This is a genomic window from Stenotrophomonas sp. GD03654 (genome assembly GCF_029845105.1).
GTDB lineage: Bacteria > Pseudomonadota > Gammaproteobacteria > Xanthomonadales > Xanthomonadaceae > Stenotrophomonas > Stenotrophomonas africana.
Window position 1 is genome coordinate 11,801 of record NZ_JAOCLC010000038.1, and the last position, 25,241, is coordinate 37,041.

The 25,241-nt window shown below is 65.2% G+C and carries 22 protein-coding genes; 5 read left to right on the top strand and 17 right to left on the bottom strand.

From position 1 onward, the window contains the following. Positions 1 to 172 precede the first annotated feature (172 nt). The 8 genes from N5J73_RS14645 to N5J73_RS14680 form a co-directional block, all read right to left on the bottom strand. Positions 173 to 2,593, bottom strand: a complete 2,421-nt coding sequence (locus N5J73_RS14645) for a TonB-dependent receptor (protein WP_049447543.1) — start codon at positions 2,591 to 2,593, stop codon at positions 173 to 175. 146 nt (positions 2,594 to 2,739) lie between these two features. After that, on the bottom strand, positions 2,740 to 3,141 hold the full coding sequence (locus N5J73_RS14650; RefSeq protein WP_049447541.1) for a hypothetical protein: 402 nt from the start codon (positions 3,139 to 3,141) through the stop codon (positions 2,740 to 2,742). Between the two features lie 164 nt (positions 3,142 to 3,305). Next, on the bottom strand, positions 3,306 to 3,983 hold the full coding sequence (locus tag N5J73_RS14655; RefSeq protein ID WP_012510312.1) for a Fe2+-dependent dioxygenase: 678 nt from the start codon (positions 3,981 to 3,983) through the stop codon (positions 3,306 to 3,308). Positions 3,984 to 3,993: 10 nt separating this feature from the next. Next, positions 3,994 to 4,713, bottom strand: coding sequence for a tetratricopeptide repeat protein (locus N5J73_RS14660; protein WP_049447540.1), 720 nt, complete (start codon positions 4,711 to 4,713; stop codon positions 3,994 to 3,996). Positions 4,714 to 4,781: 68 nt separating this feature from the next. Then, positions 4,782 to 7,070: a TonB-dependent siderophore receptor gene (locus N5J73_RS14665; RefSeq protein ID WP_049447539.1), complete on the bottom strand. Its 2,289-nt coding sequence runs from the start codon at positions 7,068 to 7,070 to the stop codon at positions 4,782 to 4,784. A 148-nt stretch (positions 7,071 to 7,218) separates the two neighbouring features. Next, positions 7,219 to 7,623, bottom strand: coding sequence for a hypothetical protein (locus N5J73_RS14670; RefSeq protein WP_049447538.1), 405 nt, complete (start codon positions 7,621 to 7,623; stop codon positions 7,219 to 7,221). A gap of 204 nt (positions 7,624 to 7,827) precedes the next feature. Continuing rightward, complete coding sequence (locus N5J73_RS14675) at positions 7,828 to 8,160, bottom strand: non-heme iron oxygenase ferredoxin subunit (RefSeq protein ID WP_049447537.1); 333 nt, start codon at positions 8,158 to 8,160, stop codon at positions 7,828 to 7,830. After that, on the bottom strand, positions 8,157 to 8,696 hold the full coding sequence (locus tag N5J73_RS14680) for a GNAT family N-acetyltransferase (RefSeq protein WP_049447536.1): 540 nt from the start codon (positions 8,694 to 8,696) through the stop codon (positions 8,157 to 8,159). Before N5J73_RS14680 ends, N5J73_RS14675 begins: the two co-directional genes overlap by 4 nt. Positions 8,697 to 8,741: 45 nt before the next feature. On the opposite strand from N5J73_RS14680, the gene N5J73_RS14685 reads away from it, so the two are divergent. Genes N5J73_RS14685 through N5J73_RS14695 form a run of 3 tightly spaced genes read left to right on the top strand, consistent with a single transcriptional unit; the run spans position 8,742 to position 15,541 of the window. Next, positions 8,742 to 14,267 carry a wall-associated protein gene (locus N5J73_RS14685; protein ID WP_279941129.1) on the top strand — a complete coding sequence of 1,842 codons (5,526 nt, stop codon included), beginning with the start codon at positions 8,742 to 8,744 and terminating at the stop codon, positions 14,265 to 14,267. A gap of 3 nt (positions 14,268 to 14,270) precedes the next feature. After that, complete coding sequence (locus N5J73_RS14690; protein WP_080354896.1) at positions 14,271 to 15,227, top strand: RHS repeat-associated core domain-containing protein; 957 nt, start codon at positions 14,271 to 14,273, stop codon at positions 15,225 to 15,227. Beyond that, the gene (locus N5J73_RS14695) at positions 15,227 to 15,541 is read left to right on the top strand and encodes a hypothetical protein (RefSeq protein ID WP_125437793.1); all 315 of its coding nucleotides are present in this window, start codon (positions 15,227 to 15,229) and stop codon (positions 15,539 to 15,541) included. The genes N5J73_RS14690 and N5J73_RS14695 overlap by 1 nt, the downstream gene beginning before the upstream one ends. A 574-nt stretch (positions 15,542 to 16,115) precedes the next feature. Here N5J73_RS14695 and N5J73_RS14700 read toward each other — a convergent pair. The 5 genes from N5J73_RS14700 to N5J73_RS14720 form a co-directional block, all read right to left on the bottom strand. Next, a complete protein-coding gene (locus N5J73_RS14700; protein WP_049447534.1) occupies positions 16,116 to 17,372 on the bottom strand; it encodes a cysteine desulfurase in 1,257 nt (418 codons plus the stop codon). After that, entirely contained in the window at positions 17,369 to 18,631 is a 1,263-nt protein-coding gene (gene sufD, locus N5J73_RS14705) for a Fe-S cluster assembly protein SufD (protein ID WP_164078491.1), read from the bottom strand. The genes N5J73_RS14700 and sufD overlap by 4 nt, the downstream gene beginning before the upstream one ends. After that, positions 18,631 to 19,395, bottom strand: coding sequence for a Fe-S cluster assembly ATPase SufC (sufC, locus tag N5J73_RS14710; RefSeq protein WP_021203137.1), 765 nt, complete (start codon positions 19,393 to 19,395; stop codon positions 18,631 to 18,633). Before sufC ends, sufD begins: the two co-directional genes overlap by 1 nt. A 74-nt stretch (positions 19,396 to 19,469) precedes the next feature. Then, positions 19,470 to 20,945 (bottom strand): Fe-S cluster assembly protein SufB, encoded by a 1,476-nt coding sequence (sufB, locus tag N5J73_RS14715; RefSeq protein ID WP_010483551.1) that lies wholly within the window; start codon positions 20,943 to 20,945, stop codon positions 19,470 to 19,472. 16 nt (positions 20,946 to 20,961) lie between these two features. Then, positions 20,962 to 21,417 carry an SUF system Fe-S cluster assembly regulator gene (locus tag N5J73_RS14720; protein ID WP_005412530.1) on the bottom strand — a complete coding sequence of 152 codons (456 nt, stop codon included), beginning with the start codon at positions 21,415 to 21,417 and terminating at the stop codon, positions 20,962 to 20,964. Positions 21,418 to 21,626: 209 nt separating this feature from the next. Between N5J73_RS14720 and N5J73_RS14725 the strand changes: the two genes are divergently transcribed. After that, on the top strand, positions 21,627 to 22,094 hold the full coding sequence (locus N5J73_RS14725; protein WP_029550719.1) for an SET domain-containing protein-lysine N-methyltransferase: 468 nt from the start codon (positions 21,627 to 21,629) through the stop codon (positions 22,092 to 22,094). Between the two features lie 129 nt (positions 22,095 to 22,223). After that, on the top strand, positions 22,224 to 22,766 hold the full coding sequence (locus N5J73_RS14730) for a type 1 glutamine amidotransferase domain-containing protein (protein ID WP_049447532.1): 543 nt from the start codon (positions 22,224 to 22,226) through the stop codon (positions 22,764 to 22,766). A gap of 38 nt (positions 22,767 to 22,804) precedes the next feature. Here the strand turns inward: N5J73_RS14730 and N5J73_RS14735 are convergent, their stop codons facing one another. The 4 genes from N5J73_RS14735 to N5J73_RS14750 form a co-directional block, all read right to left on the bottom strand. Beyond that, complete coding sequence (locus N5J73_RS14735) at positions 22,805 to 23,401, bottom strand: DUF1439 domain-containing protein (RefSeq protein WP_049447531.1); 597 nt, start codon at positions 23,399 to 23,401, stop codon at positions 22,805 to 22,807. Positions 23,402 to 23,482: 81 nt separating this feature from the next. Beyond that, complete coding sequence (locus N5J73_RS14740) at positions 23,483 to 24,031, bottom strand: hypothetical protein (RefSeq protein ID WP_049447530.1); 549 nt, start codon at positions 24,029 to 24,031, stop codon at positions 23,483 to 23,485. 55 nt (positions 24,032 to 24,086) lie between these two features. Beyond that, positions 24,087 to 24,395, bottom strand: coding sequence for a DUF3861 family protein (locus N5J73_RS14745; RefSeq protein ID WP_049447529.1), 309 nt, complete (start codon positions 24,393 to 24,395; stop codon positions 24,087 to 24,089). Positions 24,396 to 24,650: 255 nt separating this feature from the next. Next, positions 24,651 to 25,049, bottom strand: coding sequence for an HU family DNA-binding protein (locus tag N5J73_RS14750; RefSeq protein WP_010483539.1), 399 nt, complete (start codon positions 25,047 to 25,049; stop codon positions 24,651 to 24,653). Positions 25,050 to 25,241: the final 192 nt, after the last annotated feature.

A 25,241-nucleotide genomic window follows, 5' to 3' on the forward strand; every position in this document is an offset into this window, starting at 1 on the left:
CCCATTACATCATTGATGAGAATAGCTCGCAATTGCGTGTCGTTCTGTATCCCGGGAGCAGGCATTGCGGGTTGCCGGCCAGCGGCCGGCACTACCGATCGGTAGATCCACGCCATGCGTGGATGAAGCGGTGCCGACCAAGGTCGGCACCCACCGGGGCAGGGCGTGGCGATCAGAACTTCGCGTTCAACGAAATCCAGTAGCTGCGGCGCTGGTCCTTGGTCGCGTAGTCATCCACGCAACTGAACTCGCTGGGATTGAGCAGCAGGCACGACTGCGAAACGAAGTCCTTGTCGAACAGGTTGTTGACCCGTGCATTGACCGTCAGCCACGGCGTAGCCTTCCAGCTGCCCCCCAGGTGGAAGATCGTGTAGTCCTCGTAATAGCGCACGTGGCGGGTGCCGGCACTGTCGATGAGGGTGTCGCGATAGCGGTCGTAGCGGCCTTCGCCGATCAGCGACACGCTGATCGCTTCGTTGATCTGCCAGTTGAGGCTGGCGTTGGCCATGTGCTTTGCCGGCGTGGTGCCTGAGATCGGGCGTCCCTTGTCGGGGCCGCTGGTCTGCTCGCTCCTGGTCCAGGTGTAGTTGCCGCGCAGCTGCAGGGTGTCGAGCAGGTCGACATGACCGGCCAGTTCCGCGCCGCGGGTCTCGGCCTTGTCGATGTTCACGCTCTGGGTGAAGGTGCTGTAGCCCAGTGCTGCCCAGCCTGGGCCGATGTCCACGCAGTAGCCGCTGCCGGCGCGCGCCACTTCGCAGTTCGGGAACGTTCCGCCGCTGGCGATCTTGTCTTCGAACGTGTTGAAGAAGCCGGTGACGTTGAAGCCCCAGCGCTGGCCTTCGTAGTAGGCGGCCAGCTCGTAGTTGGTGCTGGTTTCAGGCTTGAGGTTCGGGGAACCGACCAGCGGCAGCACGCCCTGGCCACCAAAGCCGGTGATGCCCGGGAACAACTGGTCCGGTCGCGGGGTCTTGTAGCCGGTGCTGACGCCACCCTTGAAGGTCCACGCATCGCTGGCGTTCCACACCAGGTAGCCACGCGGACTGACGTGGCTGCCGAACACGTTGTGGTCGTCGTAGCGCAGGCCGAAGGTAGCGGTGAGGGTATCGGTCAGCGCCCAGTTGTCCTCGGCGAACAGCGCCCACATGCGGTGCTTCTGCCTGGTGTTGCTGCGATAACCGGCGCCATCCATGCCGAACACGCCGTCGATCATGTCGGTGTCGTTGTACTGGCCGCCAACGGTCAGCTTGTGCGCGCCGAAGTCGAGGTCGAGCATCGTGTCGAGCACGTAGCCTTCCAGTTCCATGGTGCGCAGCGGACGCGGCAGGAACGCCTGCAGGCGCGCCATCTCGCTCGGGTTGAGCGCGGCCAGTGCATTACCACGGCCGGCCGCGCAGTTGTTGGCGGCACCAGTGCGGCGGCAGACGTCGTTCCACAGGGTCTGCAGGTTGGCGCGTTCGTCCAGGGTCAGCGGCAGCGAGCGGCCCAGGTTGCTGCTCTTGCTGTGGGTCAGCGAGGTCTGCCAGGTACCGAAGCTGTAGCGGCCCTGGTGGGTCAGCGACAGCTGATCGCGCTCGTAGCGCTGGTAGGCGGTGTAGCCCACACGCGGCTGCACCACGCGGCGGGTGACGGTGCCGCTGCCATTCGGGTTGGGGATGACTGCATTGCCGACGCGCCACAGGCTGGCCAGGCTGTCGAGGGTGCCGGTCTGGCCCTCGCTGTTGTCGTACTTCTGCCGCGACACGTCGTAGTCCAGCCACAGTTCGTGGTCATCGTTGACGTGGAAGTTCAGCCGCACGCCGGTGTTCCAGTTGGTGTTGGCCACCGACTTGCCGCCGCCACCGAAGCCGATGCTGCGTTCCCACAGGCTGCCGTCGGGCAGGGTCAGCGCCTCCCATTCCGGATTGGAGGCCTTGGCGTCGTAGTAGCTGCCGCGTACCGCCAGGCCGATACGGTCCTTGACCAGCGGGCCGCTGAGGTAGACGTCGGTGGTGCGTGCATCGCCGAACTGATTGTCCTGCTGCACGGTGAAGCCCTGGGTGAGCGCGCCGTGCCAGCTGTCCTGGTTGCGACGGGTGATGATGTTGATCACGCCGCCCATCGCATCCGAGCCGTACAGCGTGGACATCGGGCCGCGCACCACTTCAATGCGCTCGATGGCATCCAGCGGCGGCAGGTAGGCGAACTGGCCACCGCCGAAGTTGTTCGGATACAACTGGCCGACATTGCTCTGGCGGCGGCCGTCGATCAGCACCAGGGTGTACTCGGAGGGCAGGCCGCGCATCGAGATGGTGGCACGACCGTTCTTGTCGCTGGCTTCCAGGCCGACGTCGATGCCTTCGACGTCGCGCAGCGCGTCGACCAGGTTGGTGTAGGGGCGCTTGCTGAGTTCCTCGCGGCTGACCACGCTGATGCTGGCCGGTGCATCAACCACCTTCTGCTCGAAGCCGGAGGCGGTGACCACCACCTTGTCCAGTGTCTGTGGCGCGCCGGAAGCGTCACCGTGGGCGAGGGCAGGGGCGGTCATGGCCGCCAGCACGGCGCTGGTCAGCAGGGTACGGGACAGGGACGAACGGACACGATGGCGCTGGGCCATGGCAGTAACCTCGAAGGATGCAGGGTGGTGCAATGCCAGGCGCGAACGGCGCGGCATGCACGGGGAGGCCCGGTCAGGGGCGGCAGGGATGAAGCAGGCAGCGGCGCGCGGGCACGACCGCGCAGGCGGTCACGCGGGACCGTGAATCAGGCGAGCGGCGGCGCCTGGCCGCGTTGCTGGCGGCGCCCGGGCGCATCGGCCCAGGGCGTGTCCGGAGCGGCCAGCGGCCAGTCCGGGCGCACGCCGGGCATGGCCTGCGTGGCGGGTACGAGGTCGAGTTCAGTGCGCAGCCATTGGCTGGCCAGCAGCAGGGGCGGGCGTGCCTTCTCGGCCGATTTCACCGGAGCGGAGGCGCAGCGGCGCAGCTTGGCCGGTGCCTCTTCCTGCAGGGGGGCTTCGCCACCGCGCTCTTCCAGCGGCATCTGCACGGCCATTCCGGCCTGCCCGTGTGGCAGCAGCGGCAGGGTGCCCAGCAGCAAGGCCAGCATCGCCACCCACGCCAGCAGGCTGGCCAGCGCAGGACGCTGGCCGCGCATGGCGGTGCCCATCTTGCGATGGATGAGTGGGCGAGGGCGAAGCGGGCGCAGCAAGCAGAGGTCCCCAAGGGTCTGCCGGCAGCCGCCGGCATCAACGGGGCGTGATTGTAATGAGAGCTGTTAGCTGTTGCAAATGAGAATGATTGCCAAAACGTCTCAGACTGGCCGAATGGGGCTCAGACTTCGCTCCAGCGCCGCAGCAGGTTGTGGTACACGCCGGTCAGCTGCAGCACCGCCTCGGCGTCGCCGCCGGTCTGCCGCAGGCGCTCGATCGAGCCGTCCATTTCCCACAGCAGGCGGCGCTGCACATCGTCGCGGACCATGCTTTGCACCCAGAAGAACGAGGCCACGCGCGCGCCGGCGGTGACGGGGCGCACCTGGTGCAGGCTGCTGGACGGGTAGACGATCAGGTCGCCGGCGGGCAGCTTCACTTCGTGCTCGCCGTAGGTGTCGCTGATGATCAGTTCGCCGCCCTCGTACTCGTCCGGCGCCGACAGGAACAGGGTGCAGGAAATGTCCGAACGCAGCTGTTCGCCGTTGGCCAGGTTCATCACCGCGCCATCGACATGGAAGCCATAGGTGCCGCCACCGCTGTAGCGGTTGAAGCGTGGCGGCAGGTACTTCAGCGGCAGCGCCGCGCTGAAGAACAGCGGGTGCCGGGCCAACGCGACGAGGATGATCTCGCCCAGTTCGCGGCGCAGCGGTGAGGCTTCGGGCAGCTGCTGGTTGTGCTTGGCCTGCGCGCCCAGATGGCCGACCGTTTCGCGGCCATCGGTCCAGTCGGCGGCATCGAGGCGGCGGCGAAAGTCGGCCACCTGGTCGGCGCTGAGAATATCGGGGATGTGCAGCAGCATGCGGGACTCCTCAGAGGGACGGCGGCGCGACCAGGGCGCGCACCTGTGGATGCGGCGATGCGGCCAGCTCCGGCACGATGTGTGCCATGAATGTCGGGCTGCCATTGGCCAGCGCCAGCTGCAGCCAGTGCACGGCCTGCTCGACCTGGCCGGCCTGCAGCAGGATCGAGGCGTAGTTGGCCTGGCCGCGGAAATCACCGGCCTCGGCCGCGCGCTGGTACCAAGCCAGCGCTGCCTGCGGATCGGGTGCGGTATCCAGCCCGTCTTCGAGGTGGCGGGCCAGCAGGTTCATCGATTTGGCATGGCCCAGGTGTGCGGCACGGGTGTACAGGGCCAGTGCCTGTGCGCGGTCCTGGGTCACGCCGCGGCCGGTGGCCAGCAGGTTGGCCAGGTTGTACAGGCCCCAGTCCAGCCCGGTGTCGGCCGCGCGCCGGTACCACACTGCGGCGAGTGTCGGGTCGGGCGCGGTGCCCTGGCCTAGTTCGTGGCAGCGGCCAAGCATGTTCATCGCCATCGGCGCGCCGTTGTTGGCGGCGGTTTCGTACCAGAGCCGTGCCGCCGAGGCGTCCTGTGCGGTGCCTTTGCCTTCCATGTGCATCTGCGCGAGCAGCAGTTGTGCCTCGACCTGTCCGGCCTGCGCAGCGTCGCGCACGCGCGCGAAGGCAGCCTGCGGATCGTGCTGCAGCAGCTCGGCCAGAGCATCGCTGTCGATGGGGGTAAGGGTCGCCATGGGGTGAGTATCGCCGGAAACAAAAACGGCGGCAGGAGATCCTGCCGCCGTGGTGGAGCGTAGTTACATCAGAACTTCACGTTCAGTGCCAGGGTGGCCGAGCGACCCGGGGCGATGCTCGCGTAGTGCGAGGCATAGGCCTTGGTGAAGTAGGTCTTGTCGGTCAGGTTCTGCACGTTGAGTTGCAGGCTGATGTTGTCCTGGATCGCGTAGCTGGCCATCGCGTCGAAGCGGGTGTAGCTGGCGATCCACTTGGTGTTGGCGACGTCACCGTACTGTTTGTCCGAGTAGAACGCACCGGCGCCGAGGGTCAGGCCGATCGGGAAGCGGTAGGTGGTCCACAGGTTGGCGCTGTGCTTGGCGGTGTTCGGGAACACATTGCCGTTGTTCGGCGACGGCACGTAGATACCGCTCGGGCAGGTGCGGCCGGAGACGGCGCAGACGAAACCGTTGTCCTTCAGTTCCGAATCCAGGTAGGTGTAGCCGCCGTACAGGCTCCAGGCATCGGTCAGCTGGCCGGTGAAGCCCAGCTCGAAGCCGTTGATTTCCTTCTTGCCCGCGTTCTGGCTGGTGCCGTTGTCGATGGTCACGCGTGCGTTGTTCATCACGGTGTGGAAGATCGCCGCGGTCAGGTTCAGGCGGTTGTCCAGCAGGTCCCACTTGGTGCCGAGTTCGAGGTTCTTCGTATCCTGCGGCTTGAGGTCGGCCACGGCGGCGCTCAGGCCGTCCGAACCGTCGCCACCATCCATGCCCGGCGGGGTCGAAGAGGTGCCCCACGACAGGTAGATGCTGCCGTTGGCGGCCGGCTTGAACACCACGCCGGCCTGGTAGTTCAGGAAGTCGTTGCTGTTGCGCACGCGGGTCGGTGCTGCACCGGCCACCGGGGTGGTCAGGGTGGTGCGGAAGTCGTCGTAGCGCAGGCCAAGGTTGACCATCCACTGCTCATTGAGCTCGATGGTGTCGAACACATAAGCAGAGGTGGTCTTGGTGCGCTGCTCGACATCCAGTGCCTTGTCGCTGCGGTATACCGAATGGGTGGCCGCCCACGGATCGCGCGGGTTCGGATTGGCGAAATCGGTGCAGTTATAGCCGGTGGCTGCGCCGGTGGTCGGGCACTTGCTGTTGCCGGTGAGCGGGTTGCTCGTGCCCGGGGTCATCAGGTAGCTGCCACGGGTCATCTTCTCGTCGCTGTACTCCACGCCCGCGCTGTAGCTGTGCTTGAGCGCACCGGTCTGGAAGGCACCGGTCAGGCCCAGCTGGTCGGCGAAGCTCTTGACGTCGACGGCGCGGCTGTTGGTGCGGCGCCACAAGGTGCCGTAATTGTTCGGGTTGCCCTGGCTGTCGTCCGGCTGGGTCCACAGGTAGTCGTTGCTGGTGTTGCCCAGGCGCGCGATGTTGCGCAGCTTGTGGCCGCCGAAATCGTAGCTGGCGTCCAGGGTGCTGATGTCGGCGCGGGTGCGCTGGAAGTCACGGTCGACCAGACCGTAGTAGTTGTTGCGGTCCGGCACCATCGGGCGGCCGTCGACCCACTTCGAGGCCGGCGCACCGTTCGGATTGCCGTACGGGAAACCACCCGCGTCCGGCAGGTCATCGCTCTGCATGTGGTAGTGGCTGGCGATCAGCTGCGCCGGGCCGTTCAGGCCGAACGCGATCGATGGCGCGATGCCCCAACGGCTGACATTGGCAGCGTCGCGGCCGGCGATGTCCGACTCGTGCTTCATCAGGTTCAGGCGGGCCGCGATGCCATCGCCCAGCACGTAGTTGGCGTCCACGGTGCCGCGCGCGTAGCTGTCGGTGCCGATGCCCATGCTGGCACTGGTCTCGTTCTTCAGCTTCGGCGTCTTGCTCACCAGGTTCAGGCTGCCACCACCGGAGTCACGGCCACCGTAGGCCGAGCTCGGGCCCTTGACCACTTCCACCTGCTCCAGGTCGAAGATCTCGCGGGTCTGCGAGCCGACGTCGCGCAGGCCGTCGACGAAGACGTTGCTCTGCGAATCGAAGCCACGGATGAACGGGCGGTCGCCGGTCGGGTTGCCGCCTTCGCCGGCACCGAAGGTGATACCCGGGACCATGCGCAGCGCATCCTGCAGGTTGGTCGCACCGGTTTCGGCGATCAGCTTTTCCGACACGATCGATACCGACTTCGGGGTGTCCAGCAGCTCGGCGGTGAACTTCGGCGAGGACGGATTGAACCAGCTGCCGCGCACCTGCACCTTGTCCAGCTCGGTGGCGTTGCGGGAGCCGGCGTCGGCGCTGTCGGCGGCCTGTGCGACCAGCGGTGCGAAACCGGCGGCCAGGGTGGCGGTAGCGAGCAGGGAAACGCGCGGGGCGTGCTTGCGGGACGTGATGTGGGTCATGGCGGTGGGTAGTGGCGTGGATCGGGAAAGGGCGAGGGCCGAAGCGCAGGCAGCGCGTCGACACGTGGAGGGCTTCTTCTGTAGAGCCGAGCCGATGCTCGGCTGGCAGGAAACGCAATCAGGCGCACGGCAACGGCCGCAGAGCGCCTCAGCTGGCGTGCGGTGCGGGCGGCGCGTGGCCGGGGTTCAACCGCAGTGCGGGATCGTGCAGCTGCCAGCGCAGGGCGTCGGAGCGCCACAACGGGATATGCGCGACCAGGGCGGCACGCGGGGGAGCCCGTCCGGTGCAGGGCGTGGTGCCCTCGCTATCCAGCGGCGGCTCTGGTGCGGGCGCGGCATGGTGCGGGCACTCGTCCACCGGCGGTGCCGGCATCGGCATGACCTGCTGCAGATCTTCAGCGTGTGCCTGCCAGCCGTGTGCGGCCGGATCGCTGGCACGCCCTTCGTGCAAGGCCGACCAGCCCAGCAGCAGCGTCAGCAGCGCGGCCACGAGCAGCGGCCACCCTTGACGGGCGAGCTGGCGCAGCGTTGCGGTGGGCACGGGCGAAGCCATGGCGCGGAGGCGGAGTCGTTACGAAGATGTTACGTAGAATAACATCAACGATAATGATTCGCATATGCGCAATCCGGCAGGGGGGGCTGGATGGTCCGGAAGGGACCCGGAAGGCCCCTCAGTGCACTCCAGTAGGTCCACCCCATGGGTGGATGCTCTCTCGCGGTGCGCCCCGTGGGTGATTCCTCCGGGCGGAGCGCCGCCTCAATCCCGGTCGTCGCGGGTCCAGACAGCGTCGTGTTCGCGCTTCACCGGAAACTTGGGCACAGGGCTGTAGGCCGGGGCACACAGGGCGCGGCCGTCTCGCACGTCGAAGCGCGCCCCATGCAGCACGCACTCCACGCTGCCCTCGGTCGTGTTGAACTCGCCCGAGGACAGCTCAAACTCCTCATGCGTGCACTGGTCTTCCAGGGCATACAGCTCGCCATCGAGGTTGAACACCACGATCGGTGTGCCGGTCACTTCGTCGAACACGCTCTTCATTTCACCCGGCAGCAGCTCGCTGCCGGCACAGACGAAGGTCCAGGTATCGCTCACGCGGCGGCTCCGGCCAGCGGCTTTTCCAGGATCTCGAAGCGCAGGTCGTCGCGCTTGGGAATGCCGAAGCGTTCGTCGCCATACGGGAACGGCTTCTTGATGCCGGTGCGCTGGTAGCCGCGGCGTTCATAGAAGGCGATCAGCTCGTCGCGCACGTCGATCACCGTCATCTGCATCACCGGCACGCTCCATTCGCGCGCGGCATGCGCTTCGGCAGCCTCCATCATCTGCTTGCCGACACCGCCGCCCTGTTGGGCCGGGTCGACCGAGAACATGCCGAAGTAGCCCTTGCCATCGACATCGGCAACGTGGGCGCAGGCTACCAGCTGGTTCCCGCGCTCGGCCAGCAGGATGGTGGAGCGCGGGCGGTCCAGGTCAGCCTGGATGCCTTCGGCGTCGATGCGGGCGCCGTCCAGCAGGTCGGCTTCAGTGGTCCAGCCAACGCGGCTGGCGTCACCACGGTAAGCCGAGGTGACCAGGGCGATCAGGGCGGGGATGTCGGCCGGCGTGGCGGCCCGGTAGGTCAGGGTGCTCATGGGGACATTCTAGGTGGAGCGGGGAGGGGCGCGGGAGGTCGCGGGATGGGGGGCTTTGCAGAGTGTGTCGACTACATCCTGTTGACGCCGCCTTCATGTTTCGTTCATAACTGCAGCCAGCACCCGCCCGCCGTGATGCAACGCGTGGCTGTCTGCCGGAGTGGGTGCCGCCTGGTCGAAGGCCAACTGCCGTTCGGCGCGGGTGGGGCACACAGGGACGTCGATCCAGGGAGGATCTGCATGCAGTCTGGCCTCATTTCTCATCCGCGCGCCGCAATGGCCGCCAAGTGTCTGCTTCTGGGTGTCGTTGCCCTGTGCGTGCTGGCACCGGTCGGCGTTTCCGCGCAGATCGTTCCCACCTGGCGCCAGGAGTACGACAAGCGGCTGAAGTACGGCGACCTTGTCGAACCGCTGAAGGGCGAGATCTTCGGCGAGCAGGTCAATCTCTATGACGGCTCGATCAGTTTCAAGGCCACGGATATTTCGATTCCGGGCAACGGTGGGCTCGCGATATCGCTCAGCCGCAGTTACGGGGATATCAGCGGCAGTGCAAGTGACAAGGAATATGGAAACTGGGATCTCGACATCCCATCGCTTTCAGGCATCTACGGAGACCAGCCCGAAACCGCGATCGGCGGGCATTGGACGCCAAGTGCCCGTTGCTCGACAGTTTCCGCACCCCCGTCGCTGGATGTCTGGAATTACAAGCAAACCCAGACCATCAGTTTTGCTCCGTACACCTATTGGGAGGGGGTGAGGCTTTCATTGCCGGGTGGAGGCGGTGAAACCGTCCTGGCGGGCAGCGGGGACGCGCGCCAGCCAACGCCCCAGGTTGGCACGCCAACGCCCTGGAACACAAAAGGGGGATGGTTCTTCTCCTGCCTCAGTGCACTCAAGAGCGGCCAGCCGGGCGAGGGTTTCCTGGGCCACGCGCCAGACGGAACCAAGTACTACTTCGACTGGATGGTGGCGCGCGAGAACGAGTCTGCCGTTCTCCAGCCCTACGACACCATCACCCATGCCACGCTGAAACGGAAAAAGGTCTTCCTTTATCCATCACAGGTTGTCGATCGTTTCGGCAACTGGGTCCGCTACGAATGGAGCGGCGGGCGGCTGGATCGAATCGTTGCCAACGATGGGCGCAGCATCAGCCTTGCCTATGACTCCCTGGGCCGTATCGCAACGGCGACGGCAGCGGGTCGAACCTGGACCTATGGCTACACCCCGGCGGGTGCGTTGCAGTCGGTGACGCTGCCGGACGGGACGGCGTGGAGCTACAACCTGCCGCCTGTCAATGTGACGAAGAAGTACCAGGAATACACCGGGCAGGACGTCTGGGCCTATATGGAGGTCCCGGCTCTTTGCGCGAAGACGAACAAGATTGTGCAGACCGAGGTTGCAGCCTCCATCACGCACCCATCAGGCGCGGTAGGAACCTTCGTGTTCCGACCCTTCCGGCATGGCCGCAAGAATGTTCCGTTCAACTGCCAGACTTCCGGCGACGACCAGTTGCTGGCCGACGGATGGAATCTCACGCCTATCTATCGGGACGCGATGTCGCTGGTGACAAAGCGGATAAGTGGCCCAGGGATGCCCACGGCGGAGTGGAGCTATCAGTACACCAATCTGGGGTGGGAGTACGACAGGAGAGTCGACCAAGCTGGGTGGCCGGCGATCCCGGTGGGGCAGGCAGAGCCCAAGATAACGATTGAAACCCTGCCGGATGGCACGATCCGGACATACGAATTCGGAAAGGAAGTTGGCTATAACGACGGTCTGCTGCTGTCGACGACAACCAGCTCTGGTGGCGCGGTGGTTCGATCCGAGCGCAGTAACTACTACCCGGACGCGCAGCTTGCCAGCGCACCGTTCCCGCGCGAGGCGGGTCGGAATCTCAAGTACGGGGCCACGGAGCTGGGAGAGCATCTGAACCGCCCAGTGCAGAGCACGATCATCAATCAGGACGGCGTGCAGTTCACCCGTACGGTGCAGGCCTTTGATGCCTTCGTCCGCGAAGTTTCCGTCGTCGAAGCGAATTCCGCTGGACAGAGTCGCACCAGCAGTACCAGCTACTACGACAATCCCGCGCTATGGGTGAACGGCCAGACGGCGCGCAGTGTGCTCAACGGCATCGAGCAGTCCCGCACCGAATTCGATACGGCCAAAGCGCTGCCGCTGCGCGCCTACGCATTTGGCCGCCTGGCCCAGCAGGTGACCTACGCAGCCGACGGCACGGTTGCATCGGTGGCCGATGGCCGTGGAAATACCAGCCATCTGTCGGGATGGAAGCGTGGTGTTCCGCAGCAGCTCCGCCTGCCGGCCACGCCCGAAGCGCCCAATGGTGCAGTGCGCACGGTTGTCGTCGACGACAACGGTTGGATCACCTCGCTGACCGACGAAACCGGCGCAACCACCAGCTTCAGCTACGACAGCATGGGCAGGCTGCGCAGCCTGCAGTTCCCTGGCGGCGACAGCGTGAACTGGAATGGCGTAACCATGGACCTGCAGCGCCTGGGTGGCGCGCAACTGGGCGTGCCCGCCGGGGCATGGAAGCACTCCCGCACGCAGGGCGGACGGCGCACCGATACCTACCTGGATGCGATGTTCCGTCCGGTGCTGGTAACCGAAAACGCCAACAACGTGCTGGACAGTGCCGTGGTCACCCGCTACGACACCAGCGGCAAGACCGTGTTTGCCTCGTATCCCACGCGGCAGCTCTCCGATATCAATGCCGCCCTGGCCGGCACCACGACGCAGTACGACGCGTTGGGCCGCCCCACCGTGGTCAGTCAATCGTCCGAGCTGGGGGCACTGGTTACCCGCACCGAGTACGTGGGCAACCTGTCGGTGAAAGTGACCAACCCGCGCGGCCAGGCGACGACGACACGTCACCTTGCCTACGACCAGCCCAGCTACGAGATGCCGCTGACGCTGCAGCACCCGGAAGGCGTGGTGACCGAGATCCAGCGAGACACGTTGGGCAAGCCGCTGGCGATCACCCGCCGCAGTGCAGACGGCAGCCAGTCGCTGACCCGCCGCTACGTCTATGACGGCTACCAGCAGCTGTGCAAGACCATCGAACCGGAAACCGGCGCGACCGTGCAGGATTACGACGCGGCAGGCAACGTGCTGTGGTCGGCGGCCGGCACGGGTTTGACCAGCACCACCGACTGCAACCGCAGTGAAGCGCTGGCCAGTGGACGTGCGGTGAAGCGTAGTTACGACGCCGCCAACCGCTTGTCGACCCTGATCTTCCCGGATGGGCGCGGAAATCAGAACTGGTCCTACGCACCTGATGGTCTGCCTGCCGAGATCAGTACGCAGAACGATCCGGCCCGGCCGATGGTCGTCAACCGCTACCAGTACAACCGCCGCCGCCTGCTCAGCGGCGAAACCCTGCAGCATCCGGATCTGGGAAGCCTGAGCCTGGCCTATGGCTACGATGCCAACGGCACACTGGCCAGCAATACCTATCCGGGTGGGCGTGTCGTCAGCTACGCGCCGGATGCACTGGGTCGGGCGACGACGGTCGGCGGCTATGCAAAGGAGGCCAGTTACTTCGCCAACGGCGCGTTGGCCCGCTTCGTCTATGGCAACGGGATCGTGCACACGTTGACCCAGAATGCCCGAGGGCTGCCCGACCGCAGCCGCGATGCCACCGCAGCGGCCGCAGTGCTGGATGACAGCTACGACTACGATGCCGGCGGCAACGTGATGGCCATTTCCGATGGCCTGCCCGGGGCGCCCGGCAACCGGGACATGACCTATGACGGCCTGGACCGGTTGCGGACGGTCACTGCGCCGGGCTTCGGCAACGCGTTGTATGAGTACGACGCGCTGGACAACCTGCGCCGTGCCAAGGTCGGCAGTCGCGATCGTACGCACTACTTCGATCCGACCAATCGGCTGGTCAACGTGATCGAAACCGGAACCGGGGCGACCGTGACCGGTCTTGGCTATGACGTGCAGGGCAATCTTTCGGTGCGCAATGGCCAGGCTTTCACGTTTGACTACGGCAACCGGCTGCGCGCGGCGGGGACGGCAGAGAGCTACGAGTACGACGCCCACGGTCGCCGGGTGAAGGCCGGGGCCAGTGGCAAGGGGGCAATCTACTCGTTCTACGACAACGGCGGCGTGCTGCGATTCCAGCGTAACGAACGCACCGGCAAGCAGACCGACTATCTCTATCTGTCAGGCAGTCTGGTTTCCCAGGTGCATGGTGAAGCCGCACCCAGCGTTCCCGCGCTGAGTGCGCCGGGCTACATCACCCAGGGCAGCGTGAACCTGACCTGGAGCCCGGCCGGTGGTGCCAACCGCTATGAGTTGCAGCGTGCCCTTGCAGGCACCTGGAGTACGGTCTTCGATGGCGCGGCGCAATCGTTCACCAGCACCGGTCTGGTCACGGGAACCTATCAGTTCCGCGTGCGCGGTTGCAGGACGGTGTGCGGCGGATGGAGCAATGTCGCATCAGTGGCCGTGGCATTGGCGCCATCCACCGTACCGACCTTGAACCTGCCTGCCACGGCCTTCAATGGCAGTTACAGCGTGGCATGGTCTGCGGCCTCCGGTGCCGAGCGCTATGAGCTGGAGGAAAGCGCCAATGGCGGCGCATGGGCTCAGGTGCACAACGCCATCGGTCAGTCCAAGGCCTTCAGTGGCAAGGCAGCGGGAAGCTACAACTACCGGGTTCGCGCATGTAACCCGGTGGGGTGCACGGGATACAGCGCCACGGCTGCGGTGACGGTGGTGTATCCGCCTGCCACTGCGCCAGGTCTCTCTGCGCCGGCACGCTCTGCGCCGGGCAGTATCGGCATTGGCTGGAACGGGGTGGCTGGTGCCACGCGTTACACCTTGCAGGAGAGCAGTAATGGTGGCGGATGGGTCACGCTGTTCGACGGCAACGCGGGTTCCTATGCCACCGCTGCACGCGGTGTGGGCAACTATGGCTATCGGGTTGCCGCCTGCAATGGCGCGGGCTGCGGACCGTGGTCGGCTACGTCGACGGTAGCGGTGATCGGGCCGCCGACGATCGAGCCGGTGATCAGCGCGCCGGGCCTGGTGAACGTACCGCAGTACAGCCTGAGCTGGTCGGTGCCGGCCAACAGCGAGAGCTTCGTGCTGGAGGAGAGTGCCAACGGTGGTGGCTGGACGGTAGTGCATAACGGCGGCGGGAACAGCTTTGGTGCCAGCCGTGGCAAGGGCAGCTACGCCTATCGTGTAAGGGCGTGCAACTTCGCTGGGTGCAGTCCGTACTCCGGAGTCGTGACTGTTGCGGTGGTGTTGCCGCCGGGGGCGACGAGCCTTTATCTGGCAGAGTGGCTGACGACACGCAGACCGCCTTATCAGGTCCAGTGTTCTGCCGGGTGGAGCCCGGTGGCAGATGCAACGGAGTATCAGCTCGAAAGCGGTGGCGGTGGCCAGCGTCTGTACACGGGCCCCCTGACCTACGTGAACGACAGTGGCGGGACATACTGCGCGCATGAGTATCGCGTGCGTGCCTGCAACGCAGGTGGTTGCTCACCGTGGTCGGCCGAACGGCCGGTCACCCGCGGCGTACTGAGCTGGGACTAAGTCATGAACGGACTCTCTTCGCTGTTGATTCGGGCGGTACTCGCGGTGGTGGTGCTGGCGGCCTGTGTGGCGCCAGCGACCGCCCAGGAGGTGGTCGAGTACATCCACACTGATGCACTGGGTTCACCGGTGGCGATCACCGATGCTGGTGGAAATGTCATCGAGCGTACGGTGTATGAGCCGTATGGGGCGGTGGTCAACCGGCCGTTGAAGGATGGGCCGGGATATACGGGGCATGTGACGGATTCGGGGACCGGGCTGAGTTATATGCAGCAGCGGTATTACGACTCGGGGCTGGGTGTGTTTCTTAGTGTGGACCCAATTTCTGCATCGAGCTCAATGTTTGGACGCTACTTCTACGGTAACAATAGTCCCTACAGATTTGTGGACCCGGACGGGCGTGCGTCTGAAGAGAAAAGCCAGAGGAGATCCGCAGTGGTGGGAAGCAAAATAAAGAATGGGATGGTCGCTCCAGGGAGCCGTATGGGAACTCTGGGAGCTGCGAATGCTGCATCAGGTTCGAATGGAAGCTATGGGCGAGAGCCGCGGGCATCCGATCCTGAATGGACCCGAGATCCTAAAGTAAAGGGGCAGATGGAGAGCGCTTGGAATGATTCGAACCCGTTCGCCCCGGCCGTTCGCAGAGGGGAGTCTGGGTCTCTGAAGCGAGAGAACGGCGGATGGATCGTCCAGTTTGTGGGAGAGGAAGGCCATGAGTTGGTAAGGTCGCCCGCGGGAACCAGGGACAGAATGTCAATGGAGTCCACTAGAAAGCCTTCTGAATTCGAATGCGGATGTATAGTAAAGGGGTATTTTCATACGCATCCAAATACAAGGGCAGAGGGTTATTTCCCTGGTACAAACGGGTATGACTACGACTATCAATTACAGCAGGGAGTCCCCGGTATGATTCGGGGGCATGAGGGTTATGAGTTCATCCCTATTCCGGGAGGTCGCTAATGATAATTTATAGGCTGACGCTTGGTTCAATGCTGTGCCTTGTCGCAACTGCGGGTTGTTCGGCGCGAGAGGTAAAGGAGGGCGGGCATGTTGATGCATGTATGTCGGTAATAGCTGACTACGTGAAGACCTCGCGGGGGTGGGGCAGAGATCTCTACGACATTGTTCCTGAGGGTAAGGAGGGGCCGCTTCGGGGATATGCAGTAATGCATCGTGACGACAAGGGCAGGTTGCCCTCAGAAGAGCTTAAATCATTTCACGTCGATTTGGATTCGAGCTGCAAGGCTGTCGTCGCTGAACTGGGTTATCAGTGATAAAGGGTGTTCTCGCGAGAGTTGTTCGTGCCCGTCGGTATGGGGTGGTAATTAAAGTTGAATGAAGCTCGCATTCTCCTTCCGGTAGGGGCTAAGTGACAGTCATTATTGAGAGCTATCCTGTCTGCTCTACCTTCATTCTAGGTGCCATGTGGGTAAACGCATTTGCGGCTCACAGGATGTTACTGAAAATCGAGCGTGAACGGCCGGAAGTACTTGCTGCAGTCGGAATCATCAAGGTTGATTGGTGGCTAAGGTGCTTGCGCGGTATTGCGGTGCTTGCCCTTACTTCCAAAGGGCAGACGCTCCATCAGGGGGAACGGTGGGTGTTGAGGGGCGTCGTGATGATGTACGTTTTCTTGATTGCCTCCGGGGTATCCATGCTTGTTGGCATGTAGAAGACGGTGTCTCAAGGCCGTTGATGATGGATGGATCGGCATTAGGGTGAGATTGCCCGTTCCTGGCATCACTCAGCGTTTCCCGGTCACGCCTCTGCTTGCTTGCGTCCAGCGCACAATAAAAAACGCCGCAGTTTCCTGCGGCGTTCTCATGTTTCCCCGAATCTGGCGAATCCTCAGCCCAATAGCTTCCGTACCTTGGTTAGCGCCGTCATGAACCGCTCGATCTCTTCATGCGTGTTGTAGAACGCCAGCGAGGCACGGCAGGTGGCCGCCACACCAAAGTACTGTAGCAGCGGATGCGCGCAGTGCTGGCCCGAGCGCACGGCCACGCCTTCCAGGTCGAGCAAGGTCGCCAGGTCGTGCGCGTGCGCGCCGTCGATCAGGAACGACACCACCGCTGCCTTTTCCGGTGCCTCGCCGATGATGCGCAGGCCATCCACCCGGCGCAGCTCTTCGGTGAAGTGCGCCAGCAGTTCGGCCTCTCGTGCTTCCACGTTCTCCTGGCCAAGCTGCTGCAGGTAGTCGGCGGCCACGCCCAGGCCGATGAAGCCGGCGATGTTCGGGGTGCCGGCTTCGAACTTGTGCGGGGCATCGTTGAACACGGTGCCGTCGAAGCTGACTTCCTTGATCATCTCACCGCCACCCAGGAACGGCGGCATCGCGTCCAGGTGCTCGCGGCGCGCCCACAGCGCACCGGTACCGGTCGGGCCGCACATCTTGTGGCCGGTGATGGCGTAGAAATCGCAGCCGATCGCGGCGACGTCGACCTTGCGGTGCGGCACGGCCTGCGAGCCATCGACCACGGTGATGATGCCGCGCTTGCGCGCTTCGCGGCAGATCTCGCGCACCGGATTGACCGTGCCCAGCACGTTGGAGACATGAGTAACCGCCAGCAGCTTGACCTCCGGGGTCATCGCCGCGCGCAGCGCATCCAGGTCCAGCGCGCCATCGGGGGTGATCTCGGCCACGCGGATGGTGGCGCCGGTACGCTGCGCGACCAGCTGCCACGGCACAATGTTGGCGTGGTGCTCCATGCGCGTGATCAGGATCACGTCACCGGCCTTCAGCCGCGGCAGCGCCCACGAATAGGCCACCAGGTTTATGGCGAAGGTGGTGCCACTGCACAGCACCAGGTCGCTGGGCCGCACGTTGAGGAAGCGTGCCAGCGTGTTGCGTGCGCCTTCGTAGGCATCGGTGGCTTCACTGCCCAGTGCATGCACCGCACGGCTGACGTTGGCGTTGTAGCGGCGGTAGAACTCGTCCACCGCGCCGATAACCTGCACCGGCTTCTGGCCGGTGTTGGCATTGTCGAAATAGACCAGCGGCTTGCCATGCACTTCACGCATCAGCAGCGGGAAGTCGAGGCGGACGCGGTCCCAGTCGGGGGCGCCGGTGCGTCCTTCGATCGGGCGCGGCGTGGACAGGTTCATGCCACACCTGCCTCGGCCAGCGCCTTGTCCAGACGGTGTGCCAGCTGCGCACGCAGTGCGTCCGGCAGGATCTTCAACGGCTCGTGGCAGAACGCGGCGCTCAGCAGTGCCTGCGCCTGTGCCTGCGGCAGGCCGCGCGAGCGCAGGTAGAACAGCGCGTTGGCATCGAGCTGGCCGACAGTCGCACCGTGCGCGGCCTTCACTTCATCGGCGTCGATCACCAGCGTCGGCTGGGTGTCGATCTCGGCATCGGCCGACAGCAGCAGGTTCTTGTTGGACAGGTTCGCGTCGGTGCCATCGGCGCCTTCGCGGATCTGGATGCCACCATGGAACACCACGCGGCTGCGGTTGGCGGCGACGCCGCGCCACAGCAGTTCGCAGGCGGTATCGCGTGCGATGTGGTCGATACCCAGGCGGGTTTCGACGTGGCGGCGGCCATTGCCAAGCAGCACGCCGTTGGCGGTCAGCTGGGCATTGTCGCCTTCGAGGCGCACGTTCAGTTCATGGCGGCTGAGCGCGGCGCCCAGTTCCAGGTCCACGCGGTGGTACTGCGCGTCGCGGGCCAGCACGGCGTCGGTGCGCAGGAAGCTGGTCTGGCGCGCGCTGCCGGCCTGCACGCGGGCGTGCTTGAGCACGGCATCACGGGCGACATGGGCATGCAGCACGGTGTTGTCCAGGTGGGCGGAGTCACCCACGCTGAAGCGATGCTCGACCACGCACAGGCTGGCGCCGGCACGCAGTTCGATCAGGTGACGGTGATGCCAGGCCAGGTCGGTATCGCCGGCGACGCTGGCAAACACCAGCTGCAGCGGCACGTCGACCTGTACGCCTTCATCCACGCGCAGCACCACGCCTTCATCGGCCAGCGCGGCATTCAGGCGGGCGAAGATCTCCTCGCTGCGCTCGTAGCGGCGGCCAAGGAAACGCACGGCGTCTTCGCCAGCGGCCAGCGCGGCCGACAGCGGCTGCAGCTGCACGCCGGCCGGCAGGGCCTGCACGTCGCTCAGCGCGGCGTCCAGGCGGCCATTGACGAACACCAGGCGCGGTGCAGGAATGTCCTCCAGCAGCGCGGCGTCCAGCGCCGGGCCCTGCAGCGGTGCCGCTGCGAACGCACGGCGTTCCAGCTGGCGCAGTGAGGTGTACTTCCAGGCTTCGTTGCGGGCGGCCGGCAGGCCGTCGCGCAGGGCCGCATCCAGCACTTCGCGGCGCGCATCGCTGCCGCAGAAGGCTTGGGCCATCGAGTCAAGCAGGGCGCTCATCAGACCGCCGCCTCGGGCACGACCCGGTCCTTCAGGAAATCATAGCCGTGCGCTTCCAGTTCCAGCGCCAGTTCCGGGCCACCGGTCTTGACGATGCGGCCATCGGCCAGCACGTGCACCACGTCCGGCTTGATGTAGTCCAGCAGGCGCTGGTAGTGGGTGATGACCAGGAACGAGCGGTCGGCGGCACGCAGTGCGTTGACACCGTCGGCCACGCTCTTCAGCGCGTCGATGTCCAGGCCCGAGTCGGTCTCGTCCAGGATCGCCAGCTTCGGTTCCAGCACGGCCAGCTGGAAGATCTCGTTGCGCTTCTTCTCGCCGCCGGAGAAGCCTTCGTTGACGCCACGGTGCAGCAGCTCGTCCTTCAGGTGCAGCACGGCCAGCTTCTGGCGCACCAGCTTGAGGAACTGCATGGAATCGAGTTCTTCCTCACCGCGCGCCTTGCGCTGGGCGTTCAGTGCCGCGCGCAGGAAGTAGGTGTTGTTCACGCCCGGGATTTCCACCGGGTACTGGAACGCCAGGAACAGGCCGGCAGCGGCGCGCGCTTCCGGGTCCTGCTCCAGCAGGTCGACGCCGTCGAACTGCACGCTGCCTTCGGTCACTTCGTAGCCGTCGCGGCCGGCCAGGACATTGCCCAGGGTGGACTTGCCGGCGCCGTTCGGGCCCATGATGGCGTGCACCTGGCCGGGCTGGACGTCCAGCGACAGGCCCTTGAGGATTTCCTTGTCGCCGATGCGGGCGTGGAGGTTTTCGATCTTCAACATGGTGGGGGTTTCCGTGGGGCGGGCCGCGGCCCGCCGGTAAAGAGAATGCGTTTGCGAGGGGCGGGGGCGGGCGGTCAGCCCACCGAACCTTCCAGCGAGACTTCCAGCAGCTTCTTGGCTTCCACCGCGAACTCCATCGGCAGTTCGCGGAACACCTGCTTGCAGAAGCCGTCGACGATCATCGACACCGCGTCTTCCTGGCTGATGCCACGGGCGCGGCAGTAGAACAGCTGGTCGTCGGAGATCTTGGAGGTGGTGGCCTCGTGCTCGACGGTGGCGCCCGGGTTCTTCACCTCGATGTAGGGGAAGGTGTGCGCGCCGCACTGCTTGCCGATCAGCAGCGAATCGCACTGGGTGTAGTTGCGCGCGCCATCGGCGTTGCGGTCCACCCGCACCAGGCCGCGGTAGGTGTTCTGGCCGCGGCCGGCGCTGATGCCCTTGCTGACGATCTTGCTCTTGGTGCGCTTGCCGATGTGGATCATCTTGGTGCCGGTGTCGGCCTGCTGGCGGTGATGGGTCAGCGCCACGGAGTGGAACTCACCGACCGAGTCGTCGCCCAGCAGCACGCAGGACGGGTACTTCCAGGTGATCGCCGAACCGGTCTCGACCTGGGTCCAGGTGACCTTGCTGCGCGCGCCACGGCATTCGGCACGCTTGGTGACGAAGTTGTAGATGCCGCCGACGCCGTTCTCGTCGCCCGGGTACCAGTTCTGCACGGTGGAGTACTTGATCTCCGCGTCTTCCAGCGCGACCAGCTCGACCACGGCGGCGTGCAGCTGGTTCTCGTCGCGCATTGGCGCGGTGCAGCCTTCCAGGTAGGACACGTAGGCCTTGTCCTCGCACACGATCAGGGTGCGCTCGAACTGACCGGTGTGGCCGGCGTTGATGCGGAAGTAGGTGCTCAGCTCCATCGGGCAGCGCACGCCTTTGGGAATGAACACGAAGCTGCCATCGGAGAACACCGCCGAGTTGAGCGCGGCGAAATAGTTGTCACCCACCGGCACCACGGTGCCCAGGTACTGGCGGACCAGCTCCGGGTGCTCCTTGATGGCCTCGGACATCGAGCAGAAGATGATGCCCTTCTCGGCCAGTTCCTTGCGGAAGGTGGTACCGACGGACACCGAGTCGAACACCGCGTCCACCGCCACGCCGGCCAGCTTGGCGCGCTCGTGCAGCGGCACGCCCAGCTTGTCGTAGGTGTCCAGCAGTTCCTTCGGCACGTCATCCAGCGAGGCGTACTTCGGGCCCTTCGGCGCGGAGTAATAGCTGAGCGCCTGCAGGTCGATCGGGGCGATCTCCAGCTTGGCCCAGTCCGGCATCGGCATGGTCAGGAAGTGGCGGTAGGCGTCCAGGCGCCACTGCGTCATCCACTCCGGCTCTTCCTTCTTGGCCGACAGGGCACGGATGGTGTCCTCGTCCAGGCCCGGCGGCAGGGAGTCCGATTCGATCTCGGTGATGAAGCCGGCCGAATACTTGCGACCGAGCTGCTCGTGGATCTCGCGGTTGGGGGTGTCGTCGTGGGCGACGTTTTCGATGGTTTCGGTGGCCATGGGGGCTGCCTGTGGATCAGGAGACGACGTCGACAGCGATGGTGCGGCGCTGTTCGTCATCGGCAAGGGGAAGAGGGGGCAGGATCTGGGCGAGAGTGACATCGCGCAGGGCCTCGGAAACCACGTCGTTGATCAGCCGCCAGCTGCTGCGCGCGCCGCACTTGGGCGCCATGCCGCACTGGTGGTGGTCGTGGCTGCATTCGGTCAGGGCCAGCGGCCCTTCCATGGCTTCGACCACTTCGAACAGCGAGATCTCGATGGCCGGGCGGGTGAGGCGGTAGCCGCCACGGACGCCGCGCAGGCCTTCAACCAGGCCGGCCTGGGCCAGCGGCTTGAGCACCTTGCTGACGGTAGGCGGCTCCAGACTGGTGAATTCGGCCAGCTCGGTGGCGCTGAGCACCTCGCCCGGACGGGCGGCGAGCACGGTCAGCACGACGGTGGCGTAATCGGTGAGTTTGGTGACGCGCAACATGGGGATGCGAGTGGTTCTTAAAGCGGACTGAAATTGTACGCTTTTCTTCGCCGCCATCCAACCCGGGCATTCAGCCGGCGCTGGGGCCAGGCCGGGAGGACACACCGGGGCCGTTGCCAGGGCGCCATGCTGCGCCAACGGGGTGATTTTCGCAATCACCCGGAATGGGCGAGAATCAACGTTCCTTTCGCTGCAGACCTCCCTTGCCGATGCCCAAGAAGATCCAAGCCCGCAAGTCCGCCATCCACGGCAACGGTGTGTTTTCCGTGGCCCCGATCAAGCAGGGCGAGCGCGTGATCCAGTACAAGGGCCTGCTGCGCAGCCACGGCGACGTTGATGCCGATGACAGCGGCGACGTCGAAAGTGGCCACACCTTCCTGTTCACCCTCAACGACGATTGGGTGATCGATGCCAACTACAAGGGCAATGACGCGCGCTGGATCAACCACAGCTGCGACCCGAACTGCGAGGCGGTGATCGAGGAAGACGAAGACGGCGACAGCCGTGGCGACAAGGTGTTCATCGAGGCGCTGCGTGACATCAAGCCAGGTGAGGAACTGACCTACAACTACGGCATCACCCTGGCCGAACGCCACACCGCCAAGTTGAAGAAGATCTGGGAGTGCCGCTGCGGCTCGCCCAAGTGCACCGGCACCATGCTGCAGCCCAAGCGCTGACCGTTACCGGGGACTGCCGGCCCCTGGCCGGCACTACCCGGAGGCTCTCCACCTGCCGTGCACGGCAGGGTCACCGCCGTGCAAGGGCCTTTCTTCCATTCTGTCGGCTCCCCCAACCGGAGTGCACCCATGGCAGAGCGATTGAAGGGCAAGCAGATTGCCATCCTGGCCACCCACGGCTTCGAACAGTCAGAACTGACCGAGCCCAAGCGGCTGCTGGAAGCCGAGGGCGCGCGCGTCAGCGTGGTGTCGCCTGCGAAGGAGGCGACGATCAAGGGCTGGAAAGAGAAGAACTGGGGCGACGCCGTCGCGGTGGATATTCCGCTGGATGAAGCGGATCCGGCACGCTTCGATGCCGTGGTCCTGCCCGGAGGCGTCATCAATCCGGACACACTGCGCACCGATGATGCCGTACTGGCCTTCATCCGCGCGGTGGATGAAGCCGGCAAGCCTGTGGCGGCCATCTGCCACGGCCCGTGGTTGCTGATCAACAGCGGCCTTGCTGAGGGGCGCGACGTGACGTCCTGGCCGTCCCTGCAGCAGGATCTGGTCAACGCAGGTGCGAAATGGCGCGATACTGCGGTTGTGATCGATGGCAACCTGATCACCAGCCGCAAGCCGGACGACATCCCCGCCTTCAGTGAGGCGGTGGTCAAGGCACTTGCCGCCTGATGCGCTACCGGTAGTGCCGGCCAGCGGCCGGCACTACCTCATTTGCCCAGTACGCCGGCCGGCACCAGGTTGCCCAGGTTCTGGTTGAACGTGACTACCAGCTTGCCGTTCTTCACCTGCGCCGACTGCACCTGCAGCGCACCGAGCAGGCCGGCCATGGCCGGGTCCAGCTTGTAGATCGGTTCGCGCTGGGCGTAGTCGCTCAGCCAGGCATTGAGCAGTCCGCGGGTGCGCGAATCGAGGCGACCCCCCTGGTTGGCCGGGGTGAAATCATCCACGCTGGGCTGCTGCAGGTGGAAGCCCTGGGTCTGTGCGTCGTAGCGCAGGCCACTGCTGAGCTTCACCGTACCCAGTTTGGCCGGGTTGCCGCCGGCGGTGGCCAGTGCCACGTCCATGCCCAGGTTCAAGCGCTCGCCGGCCGGAAGGCTCAGCTGCGGGTGGCTCATGGTCAGGGCGATCAGGCCGCCGAGCGCGTCCTGGGTGCGCGGGAAGCTGCCATCGAGGTACTGCTGCACGTCGCTGGCCCCAACCGACAGTTCGCGGCCGGAGATGGACGGGGCGGCCTGCGCGCCGATCGCAGCAGCGATCAGCACGGTGGAGGCGGCGAGGCGGGTCATCAGGGAACGCAGGCGCATGGCGGTGACCGGTGGGTATGAATGGACGAATCAAAGAGTAGCCGTGCCGGCTGAATCGTGCGTGCATGCCGCTGCAACGGTTCAGTCCAGCGTTGGCCGCAGTTGCGCCGACTGGATCTGCCAGGCACGGCCGTCACTGCTGGGCTGCACGCGGTACCAGCCGCCGAAGCGGAAGGTGCCTTCAGTGGTCACCGCGCGGATCTGCACCGGAACTTCCAGCAACTGCGGCGGCTGGTGACCGTCGCGCGCGACCGGTAGTTCGCTGGTCAGGCGCAGGCTGCGCACATCCATGAGCTGGCGCAATGCGGCATCGTCTGCGCGCCGTGCATCGCTGGGTGGGAAGGTCCATGCGGCGTCGATGGCCTTGCGATCGCGATTGAGCAGGGCCATGACATACGCATTGAGCATTCCCGCCGGCAGCTCGGCCTCGGCCGCAACGGCGGCAAACAGGGGATCGACATCGACGGGCTGCACGGCCGATGCATCGCCTTCTGCGTCGGTCTGTGGCGTCGTGCGGGAAGCCGCCTCGGTCGTGGCCGACGGTGCGGCATCTGCTGGATGGGGCTGCGATGGCGGCCGGGAACAGCCCAGCAGCACCAGCGGCGCAATCAATAACAGGACCCTGTGCATGTCTGCCTCCTCCCCGAGGCGAACGGAAGGAGGCAGTGTATCGGCTGCGCCGTGATCAGCGGGAAGAGGGCAGCTGTTCCAGTGCATCCAGCGCCGGCAGCACCTGCGCGGCGATGGCGGCCAGGGCGTGGCCTTCGGTTTCGGCGTGGCGTTGCACGATGTCGCGCAGCAGTTGGGTGGCGATCACCAGTGTCGCGCGCTCGTCGCCGCTGATGCCAGCGGTGCGCGGGGCAGCTTCCAGCAGGCGCATCAGGTCGCGGCTGGCGCGATGTTCCAGTTCGATGGTGCAGCGCCCGGTGCACTGCAAACCGTCCTTTTCGATGGGGGTCACCGAGATCCGGTAGCGGGTGGAGGGGCTGGACATGAGAGGGGGCTCGCCGTAGCTGTGGAGGATGTGCCCACCATAGGCAACGCCACGGCCGGCGGCGACGGCCGGCGCTGCACGCAGTGTTCCACCCGGTACGTTCCGGGGCCGGCACGTACCACGCCCAGCCAATGGCGACGGGCCTGTCCGGACATTCCCGGTGATGCGGCAACGCTGTGTTGCGGGCCGTGGTTGGGACAAAAAAAAACGGGACGGCCAGAGCCGTCCCGTCGGAATCCGCGTTGGGGCGCGCGCTTACAGCGCGGCGTCCTTCAGCTTCTTCAGCGGACGCACCTTCAGCTTGGTGGTGGCCGGCTTGGCAGCGAACCACTGCTCTTCCTTGGTGAACGGGTTGATGCCCTTGCGCTTCGGCTTGGCCGGCACATTGACGGTGGTGATCTTCAGCAGGCCCGGCAGGGTGAACGAGCCAGCGCCCTTCTTGTGCACCGAGGAGGCGACGGCGCTTTCCAGCGAGGCCAGCACAGCGCGGACGTCCTTGGCGATGACGCCGGAGGCTTCAGCGATGTGTGCAACCAGGCCGGACTTGGTCAGCACTTCCTTGATCGGCTTCGGAGCGGCCGGCTTGGCGGCTGCCTTCGTCGCGACTTTCTTCACTGCCTTCTTCGGGGCAGCCTTCTTAGCGGTCTTTGCCATGGTTTCCTGTTCCGTGAACGGTTGGTTGTTTGGTCGGCGCCGAACCCCGTCGGCAAGCGCAATGTAGGGCAACTCTCGGGCGCCGCCAATAGCCCGAAGCGCGGAAAGTGCATGTTTTTTCATATCCAGGCCGATTCAGTACATGGCCCGCAGTGGGGGAAGGGGCGGTGGCAGCGCGCGCGATGGGTGGCG